This is a genomic window from Plantactinospora sp. GCM10030261, assembly GCF_042666615.1.
Taxonomy (GTDB): Bacteria; Actinomycetota; Actinomycetes; order Mycobacteriales; family Micromonosporaceae; genus KBS50.
On record NZ_JBHTDD010000029.1, the window covers coordinates 60433 to 78758 of the forward strand.

General features: G+C 73.0%; 17 protein-coding genes. 7 read left to right on the plus strand and 10 right to left on the minus strand.

Features of this window, described 5'->3' with window-relative positions; translation table 11 throughout:
• On the plus strand, positions 1-1269 hold the full coding sequence (locus ACFQUZ_RS26770) for a cupin domain-containing protein (protein WP_377447004.1): 1269 nt from the start codon (positions 1-3) through the stop codon (positions 1267-1269).
• Between the two features lie 109 nt (positions 1270-1378).
• On the opposite strand, the gene ACFQUZ_RS26775 is transcribed toward ACFQUZ_RS26770, so the two are convergent.
• The 5 genes from ACFQUZ_RS26775 to ACFQUZ_RS26795 form a co-directional block, all read right to left on the minus strand.
• Positions 1379-2011, minus strand: coding sequence for a hypothetical protein (locus ACFQUZ_RS26775; RefSeq protein ID WP_377447055.1), 633 nt, complete (start codon positions 2009-2011; stop codon positions 1379-1381).
• Positions 2012-2208: 197 nt separating this feature from the next.
• Positions 2209-4899, minus strand: a complete 2691-nt coding sequence (locus ACFQUZ_RS26780) for an FtsK/SpoIIIE domain-containing protein (RefSeq protein WP_377447007.1) — start codon at positions 4897-4899, stop codon at positions 2209-2211.
• Positions 4892-5875, minus strand: coding sequence for a hypothetical protein (locus ACFQUZ_RS26785; RefSeq protein ID WP_377447010.1), 984 nt, complete (start codon positions 5873-5875; stop codon positions 4892-4894). The genes ACFQUZ_RS26780 and ACFQUZ_RS26785 overlap by 8 nt, the downstream gene beginning before the upstream one ends.
• A 5-nt stretch (positions 5876-5880) precedes the next feature.
• Positions 5881-6141, minus strand: a complete 261-nt coding sequence (locus ACFQUZ_RS26790; protein ID WP_377447013.1) for a hypothetical protein — start codon at positions 6139-6141, stop codon at positions 5881-5883.
• Positions 6142-6318: 177 nt separating this feature from the next.
• A complete protein-coding gene (locus ACFQUZ_RS26795) occupies positions 6319-6699 on the minus strand; it encodes a hypothetical protein (RefSeq protein WP_377447016.1) in 381 nt (126 codons plus the stop codon).
• Positions 6700-6858: 159 nt separating this feature from the next.
• Here ACFQUZ_RS26795 and ACFQUZ_RS26800 point away from each other — a divergent pair, with 159 nt between their 5' ends.
• On the plus strand, positions 6859-9417 hold the full coding sequence (locus tag ACFQUZ_RS26800; protein WP_377447018.1) for an ATP-dependent Clp protease ATP-binding subunit: 2559 nt from the start codon (positions 6859-6861) through the stop codon (positions 9415-9417).
• Positions 9418-9594: 177 nt separating this feature from the next.
• On the plus strand, positions 9595-9945 hold the full coding sequence (locus ACFQUZ_RS26805; RefSeq protein WP_377447021.1) for a DUF3140 domain-containing protein: 351 nt from the start codon (positions 9595-9597) through the stop codon (positions 9943-9945).
• A 138-nt stretch (positions 9946-10083) separates the two neighbouring features.
• Here ACFQUZ_RS26805 and ACFQUZ_RS26810 read toward each other — a convergent pair whose 3' ends face one another.
• The 3 genes from ACFQUZ_RS26810 to ACFQUZ_RS26820 all read right to left on the minus strand — a co-directional run bounded on the left by ACFQUZ_RS26810 (position 10084) and on the right by ACFQUZ_RS26820 (position 12330).
• Positions 10084-10362, minus strand: a complete 279-nt coding sequence (locus ACFQUZ_RS26810) for a hypothetical protein (protein ID WP_377447024.1) — start codon at positions 10360-10362, stop codon at positions 10084-10086.
• A gap of 148 nt (positions 10363-10510) precedes the next feature.
• Complete coding sequence (locus ACFQUZ_RS26815) at positions 10511-11479, minus strand: LysR substrate-binding domain-containing protein (protein WP_377447027.1); 969 nt, start codon at positions 11477-11479, stop codon at positions 10511-10513.
• A gap of 185 nt (positions 11480-11664) precedes the next feature.
• A complete protein-coding gene (locus ACFQUZ_RS26820; protein ID WP_377447030.1) occupies positions 11665-12330 on the minus strand; it encodes a hemerythrin domain-containing protein in 666 nt (221 codons plus the stop codon).
• Positions 12331-12510: 180 nt separating this feature from the next.
• Between ACFQUZ_RS26820 and ACFQUZ_RS26825 the strand changes: the two genes are divergently transcribed.
• Complete coding sequence (locus tag ACFQUZ_RS26825) at positions 12511-13839, plus strand: M20/M25/M40 family metallo-hydrolase (RefSeq protein WP_377447033.1); 1329 nt, start codon at positions 12511-12513, stop codon at positions 13837-13839.
• A 53-nt stretch (positions 13840-13892) separates the two neighbouring features.
• Positions 13893-14558 (plus strand): hypothetical protein, encoded by a 666-nt coding sequence (locus ACFQUZ_RS26830; RefSeq protein WP_377447036.1) that lies wholly within the window; start codon positions 13893-13895, stop codon positions 14556-14558.
• Positions 14559-14590: 32 nt separating this feature from the next.
• Here ACFQUZ_RS26830 and ACFQUZ_RS26835 read toward each other — a convergent pair whose 3' ends face one another.
• The gene (locus tag ACFQUZ_RS26835) at positions 14591-14782 is read right to left on the minus strand and encodes a DUF5703 family protein (RefSeq protein ID WP_377447039.1); all 192 of its coding nucleotides are present in this window, start codon (positions 14780-14782) and stop codon (positions 14591-14593) included.
• Positions 14783-14884: 102 nt separating this feature from the next.
• Positions 14885-15856: an aldo/keto reductase gene (locus tag ACFQUZ_RS26840; RefSeq protein ID WP_377447042.1), complete on the minus strand. Its 972-nt coding sequence runs from the start codon at positions 15854-15856 to the stop codon at positions 14885-14887.
• A 180-nt stretch (positions 15857-16036) separates the two neighbouring features.
• Here ACFQUZ_RS26840 and ACFQUZ_RS26845 point away from each other — a divergent pair, with 180 nt between their 5' ends.
• Both ACFQUZ_RS26845 and ACFQUZ_RS26850 read left to right on the plus strand, forming a co-directional pair.
• Positions 16037-17089: an LLM class F420-dependent oxidoreductase gene (locus ACFQUZ_RS26845; RefSeq protein WP_377447045.1), complete on the plus strand. Its 1053-nt coding sequence runs from the start codon at positions 16037-16039 to the stop codon at positions 17087-17089.
• 200 nt (positions 17090-17289) lie between these two features.
• Complete coding sequence (locus ACFQUZ_RS26850) at positions 17290-18117, plus strand: undecaprenyl-diphosphate phosphatase (protein WP_377447048.1); 828 nt, start codon at positions 17290-17292, stop codon at positions 18115-18117.
• The last annotated feature ends 209 nt before the right edge of the window (positions 18118-18326 follow it).

Below are 18326 nucleotides of genomic sequence, written 5' to 3' on the forward strand. Positions count from 1 at the left end.
ATGACGACCGACGCGCCGGGCGGCCATGGCCGCCCGGCGCTCGACGACTCCGCCGCCGCCGCGCTGGCCCGGTGCGTGGCCGTCGAGCCCGACACGTTCGGCACGGCCCACTGGGGTCGGGGACCGGTGCTGTCCCGCGCCGCCGAACTGCCGAACCGGGCCGGCTTCACCGACCTGCTGTCCCCAGAGGACGCCGACGAACTGTTCAGCCGGCGCGGCCTGCGTACCCCGTTCCTGCGGGTGGCCAAGGACGGCCAGGTGTTGCCCGCGAGCCGATACACCGGTGGCGGCGGCGCGGGCGCCGAGATCGGCGACCAGGTCCTCGACGAGAAGATCCTCCAGGTGTACGCCGACGGCGCGACCCTGGTGTTGCAGGGACTGCACCGCACCTGGCCACCGCTGATCGACTTCGCTCGGGAACTCGGCCTCGCGGTCGGCCACCCGTTGCAGATCAACGCCTACCTGACGCCGGCCGGCAGCCAGGGCTTCGCCACCCATTACGACACGCACGACGTCTTCGTCCTCCAGGTGGACGGGCACAAGCGGTGGCGGATCCACGAGCCGGTGCTGCCCGACCCGCTGGAACGGCAGCAGTGGGGCGGCCGGGCCGACGAGGTGTCGGCGGTGGCCCGGGGCGAGCCGGCGCTGGACGTGGTGCTGGCCCCGGGCGACGCTCTCTACCTCCCCCGGGGCTGGCTGCACAGCGCCCAGGCGCAACGGGACAGCTCGCTGCACCTGACCGTCGGCATCCGGGCATTGACCCGGTACGCGCTGGTCGAGGAACTGTTGGGGCTCGCCACCGAGGACGCCCGGTTGCGCTCCACCCTGCCGTTCGGACTCGACATCGCCGACCCGGACCAGGTGGAGCCGGAACTGACCGAAACCGTGGAGGCGCTGCGGGACTGGCTGTCGACCGCCGACCCGGCGGCGGTGGCCGCCCGGCTGCGGCAGCGGGCCTGGCCGGCCGCCCGACCGGCGCCGATCCGCCCGATGGCGCAGGCCGCCGCGATCGATGGGCTGGCTCCGGACAGCCGGGTGACCCTGCGCCGGGGCCTGCGCTGGCGACTCGACCGGGGCGAACCGGGCCGGATCGTGCTGCGGCTGTTCGACCGGACACTGGACCTGCCCGAGCCGTGCGGTCCCGCGTTGCGCGCGGTGCTCGACGGTGGTGTGCACCGGGTGGCCGAGCTACCCGGCCTGGACGACGACTCCGACCGGCTGGTGCTGGTCCGCCGGCTGCTCCGGGAAGCGGCGCTGGTGCCGGCCTGACGACCGGGAGGGGATGGCGCTTGCCCACGCACTGTCGCTGGCGCGCGGTCTGGCCGGTGTGCCGGAGGCCGTCCGGCCGCGCCGGCCGGTCGCCCACGAGCGGCGATGCCTAGCGGAGCACGGCAACCAGAAGCGCGGTGGTCACCAGCCCGGCAGCCACCACCACCGCCATCGCGCGGGGACCGAGGGTGGCGTGCCGCCGGTCGGCGAGCCGCCGGGCCGGGGCGAGGCCGACCACCGGTCCGAGCAATGTGAGCACCAGGCCGATCACCGGCAGCCCCACCCGCAGATCCCCGCCGTACCGGGTGCCGACCATCCGGGCCGCCGCACCCAGACCGGCGGCCAGCGCCGCTCCCAGTACCCCGTAGACCATCAGCAGCGGATTGGCCGACGCCGGCAGGTCTCCGGGGCGACCGGCTCGCTCCAGCAGCGTCCGCACGTCGTCCAGCAGGTCCTCTGGATCGTCGGTGGCGGTGGCGTCGGCCACCGGCACCGGCGGCGCCCCCAACCGGGCGGGCGGGATGTTCAGCCGAGCCGGCAGCGCCTGCCACATCCGTCCCGCGTCGGCCTCCACACGTTCGGCCACCTCACGGGCGGCCGTCACCCGGGCGCTGGCCGCCGCGACCTCCCGCTCGGCCGCGTCGACCGCCCGCTCGGCCGCCGCGATCTGCCCCTCGTACCAGTCCCGCGCCTCGGCGCGCTGGGCCGCCGCCCGGCCGGACAGCGCCGCGAGCCGCCGCATCACGTCGGCGTAGCTATCCGTCACGGTTTCACCCTTGTTCGGGGCTGCGGGGCTCGCAAACCCGGCTCACTCCTCGCCCTCACGGTCCCACCCTTGTTCGGGGCTGCGGGGCTCGCAAACCCGGCTCACTCCTCGCCCTCACGGTCCCACCCTTGTTCGGGGCTGCGGGGCTCGCAAACCCGGCTCACTCCTCGCCCTCACGGTCCCGCCCGGTACGGGATGATGACCTGGCCGGTGCGGTGCGCCGACCGGTCGAAGAACAGGCCCCGCCACGGCCGGGGATACCAGTCCGGCCCGCCGGTGCCGGGATGCAACGAGGTCAGCTCCGAGCCCTGGACGTCGAGCGCCACCCAGGCGCCGATCTGGTCGGTCCGGGCCGCCGGTCCACCCAGGTCGGCCCGCATCCGGGCCACCCCGCGCCACCAGGCCAGCACGTGGGTACGCCGCTCCGGGCCGTCGTGCAGCACCTGCCGCAGGTGTTCCAGGCCGGTCCGTCCGTCGAGCTGGGCGCCGAGCTGCCCCGCCGCCGCGTCCACTGCGTACAGCAGCAGGTAGTGCGGCTCGGCCGGGCCGCCACGCAGCCCGGCGGCCGTCTCGGCGACCAGTTCCGGCACGGTCTCCTCGTCGTACCACGCCGCGTCGCCGCCGAGCGCGTCGTACAGCGCCATGGCCGCCGGTTCGGCGTCCGGGTCGAGGCAGGCCACCGAGTACCGGGCCGCGCCGGGAGACTGCTGGCGGTGCAGCGAACGCCCGGCGGCGTCCAGGACGGCGCACGCCTCCTCGACGCTGGTGCCGATCACCGCGAGGTTCCGCCCGGGTGCCCGGGGCAGCCGCAGGCCCGCCGACCGGGCCTGCACATCGATGATCTCGCCGAGCAGGGCGACGGGGGTGCGTACCGGCGCCGGCCGCTGCTCGCCGGGGTCCGCCTCGGCGGGACGCAGCGCCTGGAAGTCCGGGGCGTCGCGCAGCCGCGGAATGGCGTCGCCGTCGAACAGCCGCGCCGGTGTGGCCCGCGGCGGCCGCATCCGCCACAGCCGGTGCTGCACGTCCTGCCAGGTCTGCCAGTCGCTTGCCGTCGGGATCCGGGCGACCTGGTTGCCCTCCACCATTCCGGATTCGGCGTTCACCACCGCGTGGTGCCGGGGGAGGGTCTGTGCCGCGTCGTTGCGCTCCTCGAGGATCCGCAGTGCCTTGGGCATGGCGATCCGCAGGGTGAACTGGGCGACCAGGGCCGGCCGGCCCCACAACGCCTCGATGCCCCGGACGTCCTGCGACGCCAGCACCAGGTGGATGCCCTGCGACCGGCCTCGGCGGGCCAGGTCCTCCAGCAGGTCGGCGGCCTCCCGGGCGACGGCGTCCCGGCCGGCCAGCAGCATCTGGAACTCGTCCACTACGGCGACGATCCGCGGCCAGTGTCCGGTCGGGTCGACGACGCGCAGCTCGGCGAGCTTGGTGACCTCGTGTCGTTTGGCGGCCTCGGCGCGCCGGCGCAGCTCATCGGCGAGGAACCGGAGCAGGGCCAGGCCGAACTCCCGATCGGTGTTGACGTTGATGCCGACCAGCCGCAGGTGCGGTAGCCAGCTCGGGTCCCGTCGGCCCTGGGCGAACCGGGCGAACGACACGCCCTCCTTGAAGTCCAGCAGGTAGAACTCCAGCTCGGTTGGGGAGTACCGGGCCGCCAGCGCGCCGATCCACGCGAAGATCAGGTTTGTCTTCCCGGTGCCCGACGGTCCGCCGATCAGCGCGTGCGGGGGGTAGTCGCCGAGGGTCAGCCGCACCGGCCGGCCCTGCGGACCGTCTCCGATCGGGGCGGTCAGCCCGTTCGCGGAGTTCTCCCGCCACCAGGCGTCCGGCGGCGGCAGCAGGTCGGTGAACGGGGCGGGCGCCGGACCCGCGCTGACCCGCGCGGCGATCCGTCGGCAGGTTTCGGTGAGCAGCGCGGGCGGGGGCGCCGGGTCCAGGGTCACCGGCAGGCCCGGGTAGTCACCGACCTCGGCCGCGCCGGCTGACAGCCGCAGCCGGGTCACCGTCGGTACGTCCGGCAGGTCGAGGTCCCGGACCAGCAGGTGTACGCCGCAGGTGGCGCCGGTGCGGGCGATCCGGTCGAGTTGGGCCCGTTCGTGCCGGCTCGGCTCCTCGCCGCCCAGCAGCACGGCCACCCGCCACGGCTCCGGTCGGCGTCCGGTGGCGGCGGCCAGCTCACGGATCGAGAGGTACTCGCCGGCCAGGACCTGCTCGTTGATCCGGCGGATCTGGTCGACCAACTCGTCCAGCAGCCCGGTGAGTCCACCCGGTCCGACGAACGTGAGCAGTCCCGCGGTCGACAGCGGTGCGAATCCCGCGAGGCCGCCACCGAGGTGCTCCGGGTCGTACCCGACGAGTCGTACGGCGCCCGGTTCCGCCCGCCCGACGGCGCGCAGCAGCAGGGTGGCGGCGACGGCGTCGGCGCCGGCCGGGTCGTCGCCGGTGAGCTGGACGTGGCCGGCGTCGAGCAGCGGGACCAGGGCTGGCACCCGGCTTCCGGCGATCGGGATCTCGCCGATCCGCAGCGAACCGGGCGCCTCGGCCCGCGACGGCGGGGTCGGTCGCCAGTCCGCCCACGCCGCGCCGGCCGCACCGGGGGCCTGCCGGGCTGCGGCCGTCGCCGCCGCGTCGGCCAGCTCACGGAGCCGGGCGGCGTGCCGGGTCTCGATGTCGGCGATGCGGTGATCGCGCTGCTCGGCGGCCTGCCCGGGCACGCGGCGAGCCGCCCGTCGGGTCCGGCCGAGCCGGCCTGTGGCGGCGTCGAGGTCGGACCGGGCCGCGGCGAGCTGGTCCCGCGTCGCGCCGAGCGCGTGCGACAGCATGCCACGGACCCGGTTGACGAGCTGGGTCCGGACGTCAGCCATGGGTCTCCCGGAGGGCCGGCGGGTGTTCCGGGGGGTCGGACTGGCTGGACCGGGGCGGCGGCCGGTGGGTCCACGGACCGGCCCGCCGAGCCTCGTGGCTGGGCCGGCGGGGGGCCAGCGGCTCGGGGCGTCCGGTCCGCCCGAGCCGGTGCGCCAGCAGGCCGGCGACCACGCCGGCGGCGACCGCCGGGTCGGCCGGGTTGGGCCGGTCGGCGCGCTGTGCCGGCGGCGGCATCCGGCAGACCCGACTGAGCAGCGTCTCCAGAACCGCGGGCGGCAGCCCGGGCAGCAGGTCCCGGACACCGCCGGAGACCTCCCGGCGCAGCCGGGGGAGGTCCTGGGCGCGCGGCGGGTGACCGAGTAGTTCGGTGGCCAGCGTGCGCAGCACCGGCGGGGCGACCGCGGCGAGACCGAGTCCGACGTCGGCGTCGACCTGGTTGAGTTCCCGGCGCAACCGGGACCGGTCTCCGCCGGACACCCCGGCGGAGACGCGGCGCAGCAACTCGGCCGGGTCGGTGACCCCGCGGGACGGTTCGCCCGGTACGGCGTCCTTCTCGCCGGTCAACTCGTTCACCCGGGCGGGCCACCACCGGCGTACGGCGGTCGGTCCCACGGGTCGTGGCGCGGCCGGGGGACCCGCCCCGGCCCGCCTGCGCTCGTCGGACTCGGCGCGCCGCCGCGCGTCCTCCCCGATGGTGGGCGGCGGGGTGGTCCTGCCGTCACGCGCCAGCCCGATGGCGGCGAGGTACGTGGCGAGGTGTTCCTGGGCGACGAACAACGCCCGGCCAGCGGCCTCCAGATGTTCGGTGGCGGCGGTCAGTTCGGGGACGCCCATCGGATCGGCCGACTCCTGGCGAACCCAGCGCAGTCGGTCGGCGGCTTTGCCGAGCCGGTCCAGCGCCTGGCTGACATGCCCTACCGGCAGGTCCTCCGCGGCGGCCCGGACCAGGGCGCCCAGCTCCTCCACAATGGACATGTCAGTCAGAGGCTGGCGGAGTAGAGCTGGGCCTGCTCGACAGCGGCCAGCGTCGCCGACAGGCAGTCCTGGAGTTCCTGGTTCGCCTGCGACAGCGACGCGTGGGCGGCGGTGACCGTCTCGTGCCCGCTGCCCTCCAGCGCGCCGGCCAGGGTCTGCTGCGCCTCGGTGAGCTTCTCGCCGGCCGCCTGCACCGCGGCCTGACCGTCACCGATCTGCTGCAACGCGGCATCGATGGCTGACTTCAGCTCGGCGACGCTCGCCACTGCCGGACCTCCTGGGGGCGGGAAGGGCTCTAACCCTAGAGGCTAGTCGGCTTTGGGCGGAGAGGGCCCCAGCGGCGTGTTGCTACCCGGCTGTCCGGTCTCACCCCTGCGTCCGTTGACAGTCCGTTTGCCCGGTAGAACGCAGGGTGATTGCCCGGCCAGTCCGATAGGTCAGTTCTAGCGACCGAGGTCAATCCAACGGGGACCCCGGATCTCGGCGCCCAGCTCAACGACCCGGGCCCGTAGCTCCCGGTCCGCGGTCACCACCACCCGCCGGCGGGACGCCGGGGTGACGCGGACCAGGTCCACGATCGCGTCGTCACCGGACCCGGGCGCCGACACCACCCGCACCTCCGGCGTTCCCGGTACGCCCCGAGCCGCGCCCTCGACCACCAGCACCACCTCCACCGGCGGCGGCAGATCCGGATGGCCGGCCGTGGCCAGCGGTACCAACCGGTCACGCAGCCGCACGGCGGCACCCAGCCGATCCCGCCACCAGCCGTCCGGGCGGGACCCGACCACGTTCGCGCCGTCAACCACGAGCAATGCCGATTCCACCCGCCCAGCCTGCCAGTCCGGCCTCCGCCCGGACAGGACCACGGTCAGCGCGGCGCGGCGCAGGGCGGGGCGCCCCGGGCGCCGTGGGACGTTTGCCGCCGAACGCGTCGGGTAGCCGAGACCGTTCGGACGTGTCCGCGAGCAGGACAGGGGACAGCCATGACGGAGGGATTCGGGGCCGGCGGCTCCGATCCGTGGGACGAATTCCTGGCCCGCTACTTCGGCCGGGGAGAGGGGCCCCGGCGACCGGCCCACCGGGTGGACATCACCCGGTTGATGACGGCGGACGCACGGGAGCTGCTCGCCGACGCCGCCCGCCGGGCCGCCCAGCGGCGCAGTGCCGACCTGGACACCGATCACCTCCTCTGGGCCGCCCTGCAACGGGATCCCCTGACCGACCTGCTGCGCCGGGCGGGCGCCGAACCCGACACCCTGATCGCCGCGCTCGGCGGTCGGGGCGACGGGGCACCCGGCGGTGAGGTACCGCCCAACCTGTCGCTCACGCCGGCCGCGAAGCGTGCCCTGCTCGACGCGCACCAGCTCTCCCGGGCCATGGGCGCCTCCTACATCGGGCCCGAGCACATCCTGATGGCGCTGCCGCTCAACCCGGAGTCACCGGCCGGCCGGATGCTCGCCTCCAGCCGGGTGCAACCGGAGTCGCTGCAGGCCGCCGGCTCGGAGCGCGGCCGGGCGCCGGAGCGGCAGGACCGCGGGACACCCACCCTCGACCAGTACGGCCAGGACCTCACCGACCTGGCCCGGGCCGATCAGATCGACCCGGTGATCGGGCGGACCGACGAGATCGAACAGGCGGTGGAGATCCTGTCCCGCCGGACCAAGAACAACCCGGTGCTGATCGGCGAGGCGGGAGTCGGCAAGACGGCCATCGTGGAGGGCCTCGCGCAACGGATCATCGACGGTGACGTGCCGGACACCCTGCTCGGCAAGCGGGTGATCCAGCTCGACCTGTCCGGTCTCGTCGCCGGCACCCGGTATCGCGGCGACTTCGAGGAGCGGCTCAAGAAGGTCATCGAGGAGATCCGGTCCCACCGCGACGAACTCATCATCTTCCTGGACGAGATGCACACCCTGGTGGGCGCTGGTGGCGGCGGCAGCGAGGGCGGGATGGACGCCAGCAACATGCTCAAACCGGCCCTGGCCCGCGGCGATCTGCGGGTCGTCGGAGCCACCACGCTGAACGAGTACCGGCGCAGCGTCGAAAAGGACGCGGCGCTGGCGCGTCGGTTCCAGCCGGTGCTGGTGCCGGAGCCGACCGTCGAGGACACCGTCGAGATCCTGCGCGGACTGCGGGACCGGTACGAGGCACACCACCAGGTGCGGTTCACCGACGAGGCGCTGGTCGCGGCCGCCGAGCTGGCCGACCGGTACATCACCGACCGCTTCCTGCCGGACAAGGCGATCGACCTGATCGACCAGACGGGTGCCCGGGTGCGATTGCGCACCCGGACCCCGGACGGTGACGTGCGCGCCCTGGAGCGGGAGTTGGAGGAGGTCCGCCGGGACAAGGAGCAGGCCGTCGCCGACGAGCAGTACGAACGGGCGTCGGCGTTGCGCGACCGGCTGACCGGCATCGAGGAGCGGCTGCGTCGGGCTCGGGGCGACGGTGACGAACGGGTTCCCCAGGTCGGCCCGCCGGAGATCGCCGAGGTGGTCTCCCGGGCCACCGGTATCCCGGTCAACCAGTTGACCGAGGAGGAACGGGACCGGCTGCTGCGGCTCGAGGCGCATCTGCACGAGCGGGTGATCGGACAGGACGACGCGGTGCGCGCGGTCGCCGAGGCGGTCCGCCGGTCCCGCACCGGACTGTCCGACCCGGACCGTCCCATGGGGAGCTTCCTGTTCCTCGGTCCCACCGGGGTCGGCAAGACCGAACTGGCCAGGGCCCTCGCCGTGGCGCTGTTCGGCGACTCGGACCGGATGGTCCGGCTGGACATGAGTGAGTTCCAGGAGAAACACACCGTCAGCCGGCTGGTCGGCGCGCCGCCCGGGTACGTCGGGTACGAGGAGGCCGGGCAGCTCACCGAGCAGGTCCGCCGCCGACCGTACTCGGTGGTGCTGCTCGACGAGGTGGAGAAGGCACACCCGGACGTGTTCAACGTGCTGCTGCAGGTGCTCGACGACGGCCGGCTGACCGACAGCCAGGGGCGGACGGTGAATTTCCGCAACACCGTACTCATCATGACGAGCAACCTCGGCTCTGAGCTGATCATGGGTACTCAGCGGGCGGTGGGCTTCGGCACGGGGAACGGCTCGGAGAGCGGGTCCGACCAGGAAACCGCCGAACTGCGGGAGCGGCTGATGCGCCGGCTGCAGGAGCACTTCCGGCCGGAGTTCCTCAACCGGATCGACGAGGTGATCATATTCCGTCGGCTGGAGGACCGGCAGTTGCGGCAGATCACCGAACTGATGCTGGAGGAGACCCGACGGCGGCTGCACGCCCAGGACATCGAGGTCCGTTTCACGCCGGACGCGGTGGGTTGGCTCGCCGAGCACGGCCACCAGCCCGAGTTCGGTGCCCGCCCGTTGCGCCGGACCATCCAGCGGGAGGTGGACAACCGGATGTCCAGCATGCTGCTCGACGGCAGTCTGTCGCCGGGGCAGCGGGTCGAGGTGAACGCCCGGGACGGGCGGCTGACGTTCGACGTCGCGGTGGGCGCCGGTCACCGGGCCGCCCGGGATCCGGCCGTGCCCCGGTGAGCGGGTCGTGGTGACCGAACCGGGGGAGCCGGAGGACCCGGCGGCGGACCGCCAGATTCGGCAGGCGCCGACCGCCAACCCGAGGCGGACCCGGGTTGCGCCGCCGGATGCGGGGAAAGGCGGTGGGGAGACGCCGGGCGAACCGGACTCGCCCGGCTCGGCGGAGGGAGCTGACTGATGGCCCGCGAGCAGCGCGTGGAGGCCGAGGTGGAGCAGCTCTGGCAGGACTTCCACGACCACGTGAACGTGACCTCGGAACAGCTGCGCGGTTGGTTGCTGACCCAGGGGTCGGGGGAGGAGGCGTTTCCGTCGGGACCGGACCTCGCCCTGCCCGAGCCGGGACGGTCCATCCTGCACATCAAGGGCAAGCGCAAGGTCGATCTCACGCCCGACGACATCACGGTGATGCGGGACACGGTGGACGAGATCGACAAGCTGTTGGACGCCCGCCCGGCCGACGGGTCAACCGACGAGCGGTGGCGGCACGCGCTGCTGGACCTCGGTCACGACCCGCTGGCGGACCGCTGACGCTGCCGGCGACCTGACCCGCTCAGGACCGGCGGAGAAGTGGCCGGGTCAGGGCCGGCGGAGTCAGGGCCGGGGAATGGCGGCCGGTTCAGGGACGGGGAATGGGGGCCGGGTTAGGGCCGGGGAATGGGGGCCGGGTCAGGGCCGGCCGACGCTCGGGATCGGCAGGCCGGCGGCGTCGGTGGCCTCCTGCCGCTCGGCCCGGAGCAGTTCCTCGCGCGCCACCAGGGCGCCGAACTCGGCGACGTCGCCCGGGGACGGAACCTCTGGCAACCGGCGCAGGAACGCCTCCACGTCGCGGGACGCGGCGGTGTGCGCGGCGGCCGTCCGGCGCGCCAGTTCCCGTTCGTCGGTCACCCCGGTGCCCCGCCCGGGTGCCGTTCGGTCGTCGTCTCCGGTGGGATACAGATCCGTCATGCCGGTACGGCTACCCGCTGACGCCGGATGGATGCGGGGTCAGTGCCGCCGACTGCCAACGTCGATCATGAGGTTAACCAGCTTTCCGAAGATCAGATGGGTGGTCAACTTCATGATCGACCGGGTCACCGGCCTTCGGCAGGTCTGATCAGGCGGGCACCGGGTCGGCACCGAACGCCGGGTGGCGGCGCAGCCAGGCCCGGTAACCCGGGTTGCCGTCCACGAGGTCGGCGTACGCGGTGCGGGCCTCGGCGAGCACGGCTGGTGCGTCGGCGGCGGCCGGTGCGTCGGCGTGCCAGCCCAGCAGGGACCGCCAACGCAGCGGGGCACCCGCCAGCGGGCGGGTGACCAGGCCGGGCATCGGGCGGAAGCTCGCCTGGCAGGGCGCCACGGCGGCGCCGGCCTCCACCAGGTCCATGCAGCCGAGCAGGTCGGTCTCGTAGATCTGCTGGGGGGCGAAGCCGGCGCGGGCGCAGGCGGTCGCGAAGCAGTCGGTGAAGCATCCGTCGCCGGGTACCGAAACCCACCGCTCGTCGGCGAGGTCGGCCAGGTCGATCTCGTCCAGGCTGGCCAGCGGGTGTCGTTCGGGTAGTGCGACCGAGATGGTGTCCACGGCGACGGGCTGCCAGGTCAGGCCGTGGTCCGGGGCCGGGGTGGCGTCGCCGCAGCCACCGCAGAGGACGAAGTCCAGTCGACCGGAGAGCACCTGCTGCGCGAGTTCCGCCACGTACCACGAGGCCTGGGTGGTCACCTGGGCGTCCGGATCGGTGGTGAGCAGGCGGTGCACCAACCGACCCAGGATGGGACTGTTGACGACGCCGAACCGGTACGCGGTCGGGGTGTCGGCGCTGCCGGCGAGGCGGGTCGCCTCGTCCTGCAGGCCCTGGACGGCCGGGAGCAGCACCCGGGCCCGGTTGAGCACGAGGTCGCCGAGGGCGGTGGGCCGGGCGCCCCGGCGGTCCCTGTCGAACAGCGCGCCGCCGAGCAGTCGTTCGATGCGTTGGAGCTGGGTGGTCAGGGCCGGTTGGGCGAGCCCCAGCGTGGACGCCGCCTTCGTGACACTGCCCGCCTCCGCGATCGTGCAGACCACTCGTAGGTGTCGCAGCTCCAGGTTCATTACTCGACCGTAGGCCGAAAGGATGATTCTCCGGAAGGTCTCCAGTCGGTAAAGATTCACTGATCGAGGAATTCGGGTAACCGAAGGGCTGATCCACGGACCGACCGTAATGTCGCCATCACCCGTGGTCCCGGAGGAACTCCGGTGGTGCCGGCCCGAAGCTGCCGCCGTGCGACCAACCTGGGCTATCGATGCCGGCGATTCGCCTGCCGCGGCAGCGGCAGGTCCTCCAGGTACGTACGGCGCCGGGTGACGGCGTCGCGGACCTTGTCGAGCATGCCCACCGCCGGATGAACCACCCGGTTCCAGGGCGGGGTGAGGGGGGTGTGGGGGTGCGGCCGGGTCGGTGCGGCCTCCTCGGCGATCTCCACCCGGTTGCCCAGCCGGATCAGTTCCGCGTCGGTGGCCACCTGCCGCAGCGGCGGGAACAGGTCGGTCTCCGCCGCGGCGGCGTGCCGGCGGAGCAGTCCGGCCACCCGCTCCGCGCGCCTGTCGAATTCGGCGTCCGCCGAGGCGGTTCCGGTCAGCTCACGGAGCGCGGTCAGCAGCGTGATGTCGGCCGCCAGTTCCCGATCGGCGAGCGTCGGCCCGTCCGGCACCGCGACGCGCACCGTGGGATACAGGTACTGCTCCTCGGCGGACAGGTGCCGGACCACGGTCGCGGTGAGCACCTCGGCGAGCTGCCGACGACGTCCCGGATCAGCGGCGTCGTCGACCAGTTCGGCGCACAGTCCGTCGATCCGGTGGTGCTCGTCGGCAAGCAGGTCCACCATGCTTCGCCCGCCGGGGCGGTAGTCCTGCGCGGGCTCGCCGGTGTCGGCCGGCAGCGGCGGCAACGGAACCGTGCTCATGCGACCTCCCTGGATGCCAGCGGCTGGCTGCGGCGATACCCGGACCGCCGGCCGGCGAAACCGCCGGTGGCAGCGGGCAGTGTCGACGTGGGGACGATCTGCGGGTGGACCGAGGGCCGCTGCCCGCGCCCGGTGGATGCCGGCCAGATCCCGGACCGGCCGATCCTGGTATGAAGAAGCATGACCACCCACCCGGAAACCAGTCCGCCGGCCGCCACCGACGAGGTCGTCGAACTCTGTCGCGACCTGCTGCGCATCGACACGACGAACACCGGCGACGACGCCACCAGCGCGGGTGAACGTCGGGCGGCCGAGTACGTCGCGGAGAAGCTCGCCGAGGTGGGCGTGGAGTCGCAGATCCACGAGGCGGTGCCCGGCCGGGCCAGTCTGGTCGCCCGGATTCCCGGCACCAACCCCGACCGGAGCGCGCTGCTCGTGCACGGCCACCTGGACGTGGTGCCGGCCGACGCGGCCGAGTGGACGGTGCATCCGTTCTCCGGGGAGCAGCGCGACGGTTACCTGTGGGGGCGGGGCGCCGTCGACATGAAGGACTTCGACGCCATGATGCTGGCCGTAGTGCGCGACTGGCAGCGCACCGGCGCCCGGCCGGAGCGGGACATCGTCCTGGCCTTCACCGCCGACGAGGAGGCCGGCAGTGACCGCGGGGCGCATTTTCTCGTGGAGCGGCATCCGGACCTGTTCGCCGACTGCACCGAGGCGATCGGCGAGGTGGGTGGCTTCTCGTACACGATCAACAACGACCTGCGGCTGTACCTGATCGAAACCGCCGAGAAGGGCGTCGACTGGTTGCGGTTGACCGCCCGCGGCCGGCCCGGGCACGGCTCGTTCATCCACGACGACAACGCGGTGACCGCGCTCTGCGAGGCGGTCGCCCGGGTCGGCCGGCACCGGTTCCCGGTGGTCATGACCCCGACCGTGGAGGCGTTCCTGGAACACGCCGCCGAGGTGCTCGGCATCGAACTCGACCCGGACGACCCGGAGCTGGCGATCGCCAAGCTGGGACCGATCGCCACCATCATCGGGGCGACCATCCGCAACACCGCCAACCCCACCCGGCTGGCCGCCGGCTACAAGGACAACGTGATCCCCAGCCGGGCCTCCGCCACCATCGACTGCCGCAGCCTGCCCGGCCAGTCCGAGCTGCTCGCGGAGCAGATCCGCGAGCTGATCGGCCCGGACATCGAGATGGAGTACGTCCAGCGGCAGCCCGGGATCGAGACCACGTTCGACGGGGAACTGGTGGACGCGATGGCGGCCGCGTTGCGCGCCGAGGACGCCGGTGCGCGTCCGGTGCCGTACATGCTCTCCGGCGGCACCGACGCGAAGGCGTGGAACCGGCTCGGCATCCGGTGCTTCGGTTTCACCCCGCTGCGGCTGCCGCCGGACCTCAACTTCTCCGCGTTGTTCCATGGCATTGACGAGCGGGTACCGGTGGACGGACTACAGTTCGGCGTGCGAGTGCTCGACCGCTTCCTCCGCGGCTGCTGAACAGCCGGCGTCCGAGCCCACCGCCTTGCCCAACGCGAAGGGACCTGCACACCATGACCGACCAGCACGCCGAACTCGAAGCCGCCCTGGAGCGGGTGATCGAGGCCGCGCGAGCCCATCTGTCCGCGGTGAAGTCCGCCTCGGGAAGGGTTGATGACGACGACGTCTGGCAGGCGTACGTCGCGCTCAACAACACCTCCTACGAGTACGACGACCTGCTGCTCAACGCGTTCGGTGAGGTGACCCCGTGGGACGTCGAGATGATCGACCCGGCCGAGGCCGACGGGCGGCTCGGCGGCCCCGGAGCGGACGAGGACGGCGAGCCGACCGACCCGTACCCCCGGGTGCTGTCGGTGCGGCAGCGCCGCGACTTCCGGGTGCCGAGCGTCGCGGCGCTGGTCCGGGTGGCTCAGGCGGCCCGGCAGGCGTCGGTGCCGGACGATGACGAGCCGGTGCCCGTCGAGGGCGTTGGTGAGGCGGTGCTGGAGCTGCTTCAGGCCGGTGACGGCTCGCTGACCGCGCTCGACGTCCCGGAACTCGAACCGCTGGACGGGGTGGTGATGGTGAGCGAGGTGGGCACCCCGCTGGACCTGGAGGCGTACGACGACGAGGACGCGGTCGGCCCGTTCCAGCCGGCGGTGGACGACCGGCTGGTCGGTCGCCTCGACGAGCACCCGTTCGTGGCCGACGCGGTCGAGGAGGCCGAGCCGGCGCGGTGAGTGGGCCGGCGGTGGACGGGCCCGCGCGGGGGTCAGTACGACAGGCCCGGCTGCGGTCCGTTCACCCGCCGGCGGCGGAGCACCACCTGACGGGTGCCGTCCCGGAACAGCTGCACCCGGGCCAGTTCCCAGCCCGAGAACTCCGCCTGGATCGCCAGTTGCGCCGCCGCCGTCACCCGGTCGACATTCGCTGGTAACCGCAGCGGCGCGTATTCGTAGTCCATGGGCTCCATGCTGCCCATCGGGACGGCCGTCCGCCAGCCCCTGAACCGCCCGCCGCGGCCGTCGGGTCCCGCCCGCCGCGGCCGCCCGGGCGGACCGTTGTCTCAGCCGTCGGTCTCCGGATAACCCAGCGGCTGCGCGGACACGTCGTCCAGTGCCCGGGCGATCTCCGCCGGCAGGGTCATTCGCTCCACCTGCAGCGCGCCCAACAGTTGCCCGATGGTGCGGGCGCCGAGGATCGGCGCCACCACCCCGGGCCGGTCGCGGACCCAGGCCAGCGCCACCTCCAGCGGCGAGACACCCAACCCACCGGCGGCCGTGGAGACCGCCTCCACGATGCTGGAGCACCGTGGCTCCAGGTACCGCGCGACGAACCGTTCGTAGTGCGGGCTCGCGGCCCGCGAGTCCGCGGGCCGGCCGTGGCGGTACTTGCCGGTGAGCACCCCGCGACCGAGCGGTGACCACGGCAGCACGCCGAGCCCGAGCGCCGCGCAGGCGGGCACCACCTCCCGCTCGATGCCCCGCTCCAGCAATGAGTACTCCACCTGGGTGGCGATCACCGGGGACCGGCCGGGGAACGCCGCCTGCCAGGTCGCCGCCCGGGCGGTCTGCCAACCGGAGAAGTTGGAGACCCCCACATACCGGACCCGGCCGCTGTGCACCGCCTGGTCCAGCGCCGCGAGCGTTTCCTCCAGCGGGGTGTCCGGGTCGTACCCGTGTACCTGCCAGAGGTCGACGTAGTCCGTGCCCAGCCGACGCAACGAGGCGTCCAGGGTACGCAGCAGGTGGCCACGCGAGTTGTCGCGGCGACGGGTGGCGCCGGGGCGCAGGCCGGCCTTGGTGGCGATGAGCACCTCGTCGCGGGACACCAGCCCACCCAGCAGCGAACCGATCACCGACTCGGCGTCCCCGTCGCCGTACACGTCGGCGGTGTCCACCAGGTTGCCACCGGCGTCGAGGTAGCTCTTGAGCTGGGCGGCCGCGTCGTCTGCGTCGGTGTCCCGACCCCAGGTCATGGTGCCGAGCGCGAGCCGGGAAACCGCCAGCCCGCTTCGGCCGAGCGGTCGCTGCTGCATGAGACGAACTGTATTCTGCTTCGCCACCGCCCGATATCCTCGCTCCCGGTGAACCGCCGTCGAAGATCCGACTCCGGCGGGGAGGTTGCCTGGTCCGGCGCGTCGGGGCGGCCGGTGGTCAGGGGGCCCACCGCTATTGCGTACCCTGGTGCGACTCGTGGTGCGGGATGGGGAGGACCAGTGCGACTCGGGCTCAGCCTCGGATACCAGACGGCGTGGAGCACACCGGCGGACCACCTGGCGATGGCCCAGGAGGCGGACCGTCTGGGGTACTCGGTGGTGTGGGCGGCGGAGGCGTACGGATCCGACTCACCGAGCATGCTTGCCTGGATGGCCGGGCAGACCGAGCAGATCGACCTGGGTTCGGCGGTGATGCAGATCCCCGGGCGGACCCCGGCGATGACCGCGATGACCGCGGCCACCATCGACGCCCTCTCCGGCGGCCGGTTCCGGCTCGGCCTCGGCGTTTCCGGGCCGCAGGTGTCGGAGGGCTGGCACGGCGTCCGGTTCGCCAAGCCGCTCGCGCGCACCCGGGAGTACGTCGACATCGTCAACCTGGCCGTGGCCCGCAAGCAGGTCGAGTACGCCGGGAAGCACTACACCCTGCCGCTGCCGGACGGCCCCGGTAAGGCGCTGAAGCTGGGCTTCCACCCACCGCGCGAGCACATCCCGGTATACCTGGCCGCGGTCGGGCCGAAGAACCTCGAACTGGCCGGCGAGATCGCCGACGGCTGGTTGGCCATCTTCTACGCCCCGGAGTTCGCCGACGAACAACTCGCCTCGGTGGCGGCCGGACGGGCCAGGGCCGGCCGCGAACTGGCCGGCTTCGACGTGGTGCCGAGCGTCCCGGTGGTGGTCGGCGACGACGTGGCCTCCTGCGCCGAGTTGGTCCGTTGGTACGCGGCGCTCTACGTGGGGGGCATGGGCAGCCGCGAGCAGAACTTCTACAACCAGCTCGCCACCCGGATGGGCTACGGCGACGCCGCCCGCGAGGTGCAGGACCTCTACCTGGCCAAGCGCCAGCGCGACGCCGCCGCGGCGGTGCCGCTGGAGTTCATCGACCGGACATCCCTGCTCGGTCCGAAGGAGCGGATCGCCGACCGGATGCGGGCGTACGCGGAGGCCGGGGTCACCACGCTGTCGGTGACGCTGTTCGTCGCCGACCGGGAGAGCGGGATCGCCACCCTGCGCACCTGCGCCGAGGCGCTGGAGCTGTCCGGTGTTGCCGGGTGAGGGCGAGGAGTGAGCCGGGTTTGCGAGCCCCGCAGTCGCGAACGAACGGTGTGATTGGGTGAGCGCGAGGAGTGAGCCGGGTTTGCGAGCCCCGCAGTCGCGAACGAACGGTGTGATCGAGTGACGGAGCACGGCGCGCGAATCGTCGAACACCGCGCGTGGGTGTCTCATGGCGGCGCCGGACGAGACGAGGTGCCGGCGTGAGCTGGGTCGAGATCATCGTCTTGGGCATCGTGCAGGGGCTCACCGAGTTCCTGCCGATCAGCTCGTCGGCGCACCTGCGGATCACCTCGGCGATCTTCTTCGAGCAGGACGCGGGTGCGTCCTTCACGGCGGTCACCCAGCTCGGCACCGAGGCCGCGGTACTCGTCTACTTCGCCAAGGACATCTGGCGACTCACCCGGACCTGGGTGGTCGGCCTGTGGGACAAATCGGTCCGGCCGAGCCTGGACTACCGGATGGCGTGGTACGTGATCATCGGGTCGATCCCGATCGGGCTGTTCGGCTTCCTGTTCAAGGACCAGATCCGTTCCGCCGCCCGTAACCTGTGGTTGGTCGCCACCACCCTGATCGTCTTCGCGTTCGTCCTGGCGTTCGCCGAGTACTGGGGGCGGCAGACCCGGCTGCTCAAGAACTTCACCATGCGCGACGGCGTGCTGATGGGTCTCGCCCAGGCGATGGCGCTGATCCCCGGGGTGTCCCGGTCCGGCGCCACGCTCACCGCCGGACTGTTGCTCAACCTGACCCGGGAGACCGCGGCGCGCTACTCGTTCCTGCTGGCCATTCCGGCGGTGGTGATGTCCGGTCTGTTCAGCGTGCCAGACGTGTTCGACACCAGCGGTCACGCCCCGTCCGGGGCGCAGATGGTCGTCGCCACCGTGATCGCCTTCGTGGTGGGTTACGCGGCCATCGCCTGGCTGTTGCGCTTCGTCGCGCATCACACCCTGTACGTTTTCGTGCTCTACCGGGTGGCCCTGGGCAGCCTGGTGATCGCGCTTCTCATGACCGGCACCATCGCCGCCACCTAACCCACCCCGACCGCTCACGCCCACCCCCGCCCCGGCCCGGCCCCATCTTCGCGCGCCGATCTTGGACTTCTGGCTCGCGCAAACAGGGTCTAAGGGGGCATAACGCCAACCTCAAGCGCAAGATCGTGGGGCGTGGGCGTGGGCGTGGGGCGTGGGCGTGGGGCGTGGGGGTGGGGCGTGGGGCGTGGGCGTGGGGCGTGGGCGTGGGG

Coding starts and splice junctions, on each gene's coding strand:
- ACFQUZ_RS26800 (WP_377447018.1), top strand. CDS start 6,859: ATGACGGAGGGATTCGGGGCCGGCGGCTCCGATCCGTGGGACGAATTC.
- ACFQUZ_RS26840 (WP_377447042.1), bottom strand. CDS start 15,856: ATGCAGCAGCGACCGCTCGGCCGAAGCGGGCTGGCGGTTTCCCGGCTC.
- ACFQUZ_RS26835 (WP_377447039.1), bottom strand. CDS start 14,782: ATGGACTACGAATACGCGCCGCTGCGGTTACCAGCGAATGTCGACCGG.
- ACFQUZ_RS26830 (WP_377447036.1), top strand. CDS start 13,893: ATGACCGACCAGCACGCCGAACTCGAAGCCGCCCTGGAGCGGGTGATC.
- ACFQUZ_RS26805 (WP_377447021.1), top strand. CDS start 9,595: ATGGCCCGCGAGCAGCGCGTGGAGGCCGAGGTGGAGCAGCTCTGGCAG.
- ACFQUZ_RS26775 (WP_377447055.1), bottom strand. CDS start 2,011: ATGCGGCGGCTCGCGGCGCTGTCCGGCCGGGCGGCGGCCCAGCGCGCC.
- ACFQUZ_RS26770 (WP_377447004.1), top strand. CDS start 1: ATGACGACCGACGCGCCGGGCGGCCATGGCCGCCCGGCGCTCGACGAC.
- ACFQUZ_RS26785 (WP_377447010.1), bottom strand. CDS start 5,875: ATGTCCATTGTGGAGGAGCTGGGCGCCCTGGTCCGGGCCGCCGCGGAG.
- ACFQUZ_RS26825 (WP_377447033.1), top strand. CDS start 12,511: ATGACCACCCACCCGGAAACCAGTCCGCCGGCCGCCACCGACGAGGTC.
- ACFQUZ_RS26815 (WP_377447027.1), bottom strand. CDS start 11,479: ATGAACCTGGAGCTGCGACACCTACGAGTGGTCTGCACGATCGCGGAG.
- ACFQUZ_RS26820 (WP_377447030.1), bottom strand. CDS start 12,330: ATGAGCACGGTTCCGTTGCCGCCGCTGCCGGCCGACACCGGCGAGCCC.
- ACFQUZ_RS26810 (WP_377447024.1), bottom strand. CDS start 10,362: ATGACGGATCTGTATCCCACCGGAGACGACGACCGAACGGCACCCGGG.
- ACFQUZ_RS26780 (WP_377447007.1), bottom strand. CDS start 4,899: ATGGCTGACGTCCGGACCCAGCTCGTCAACCGGGTCCGTGGCATGCTG.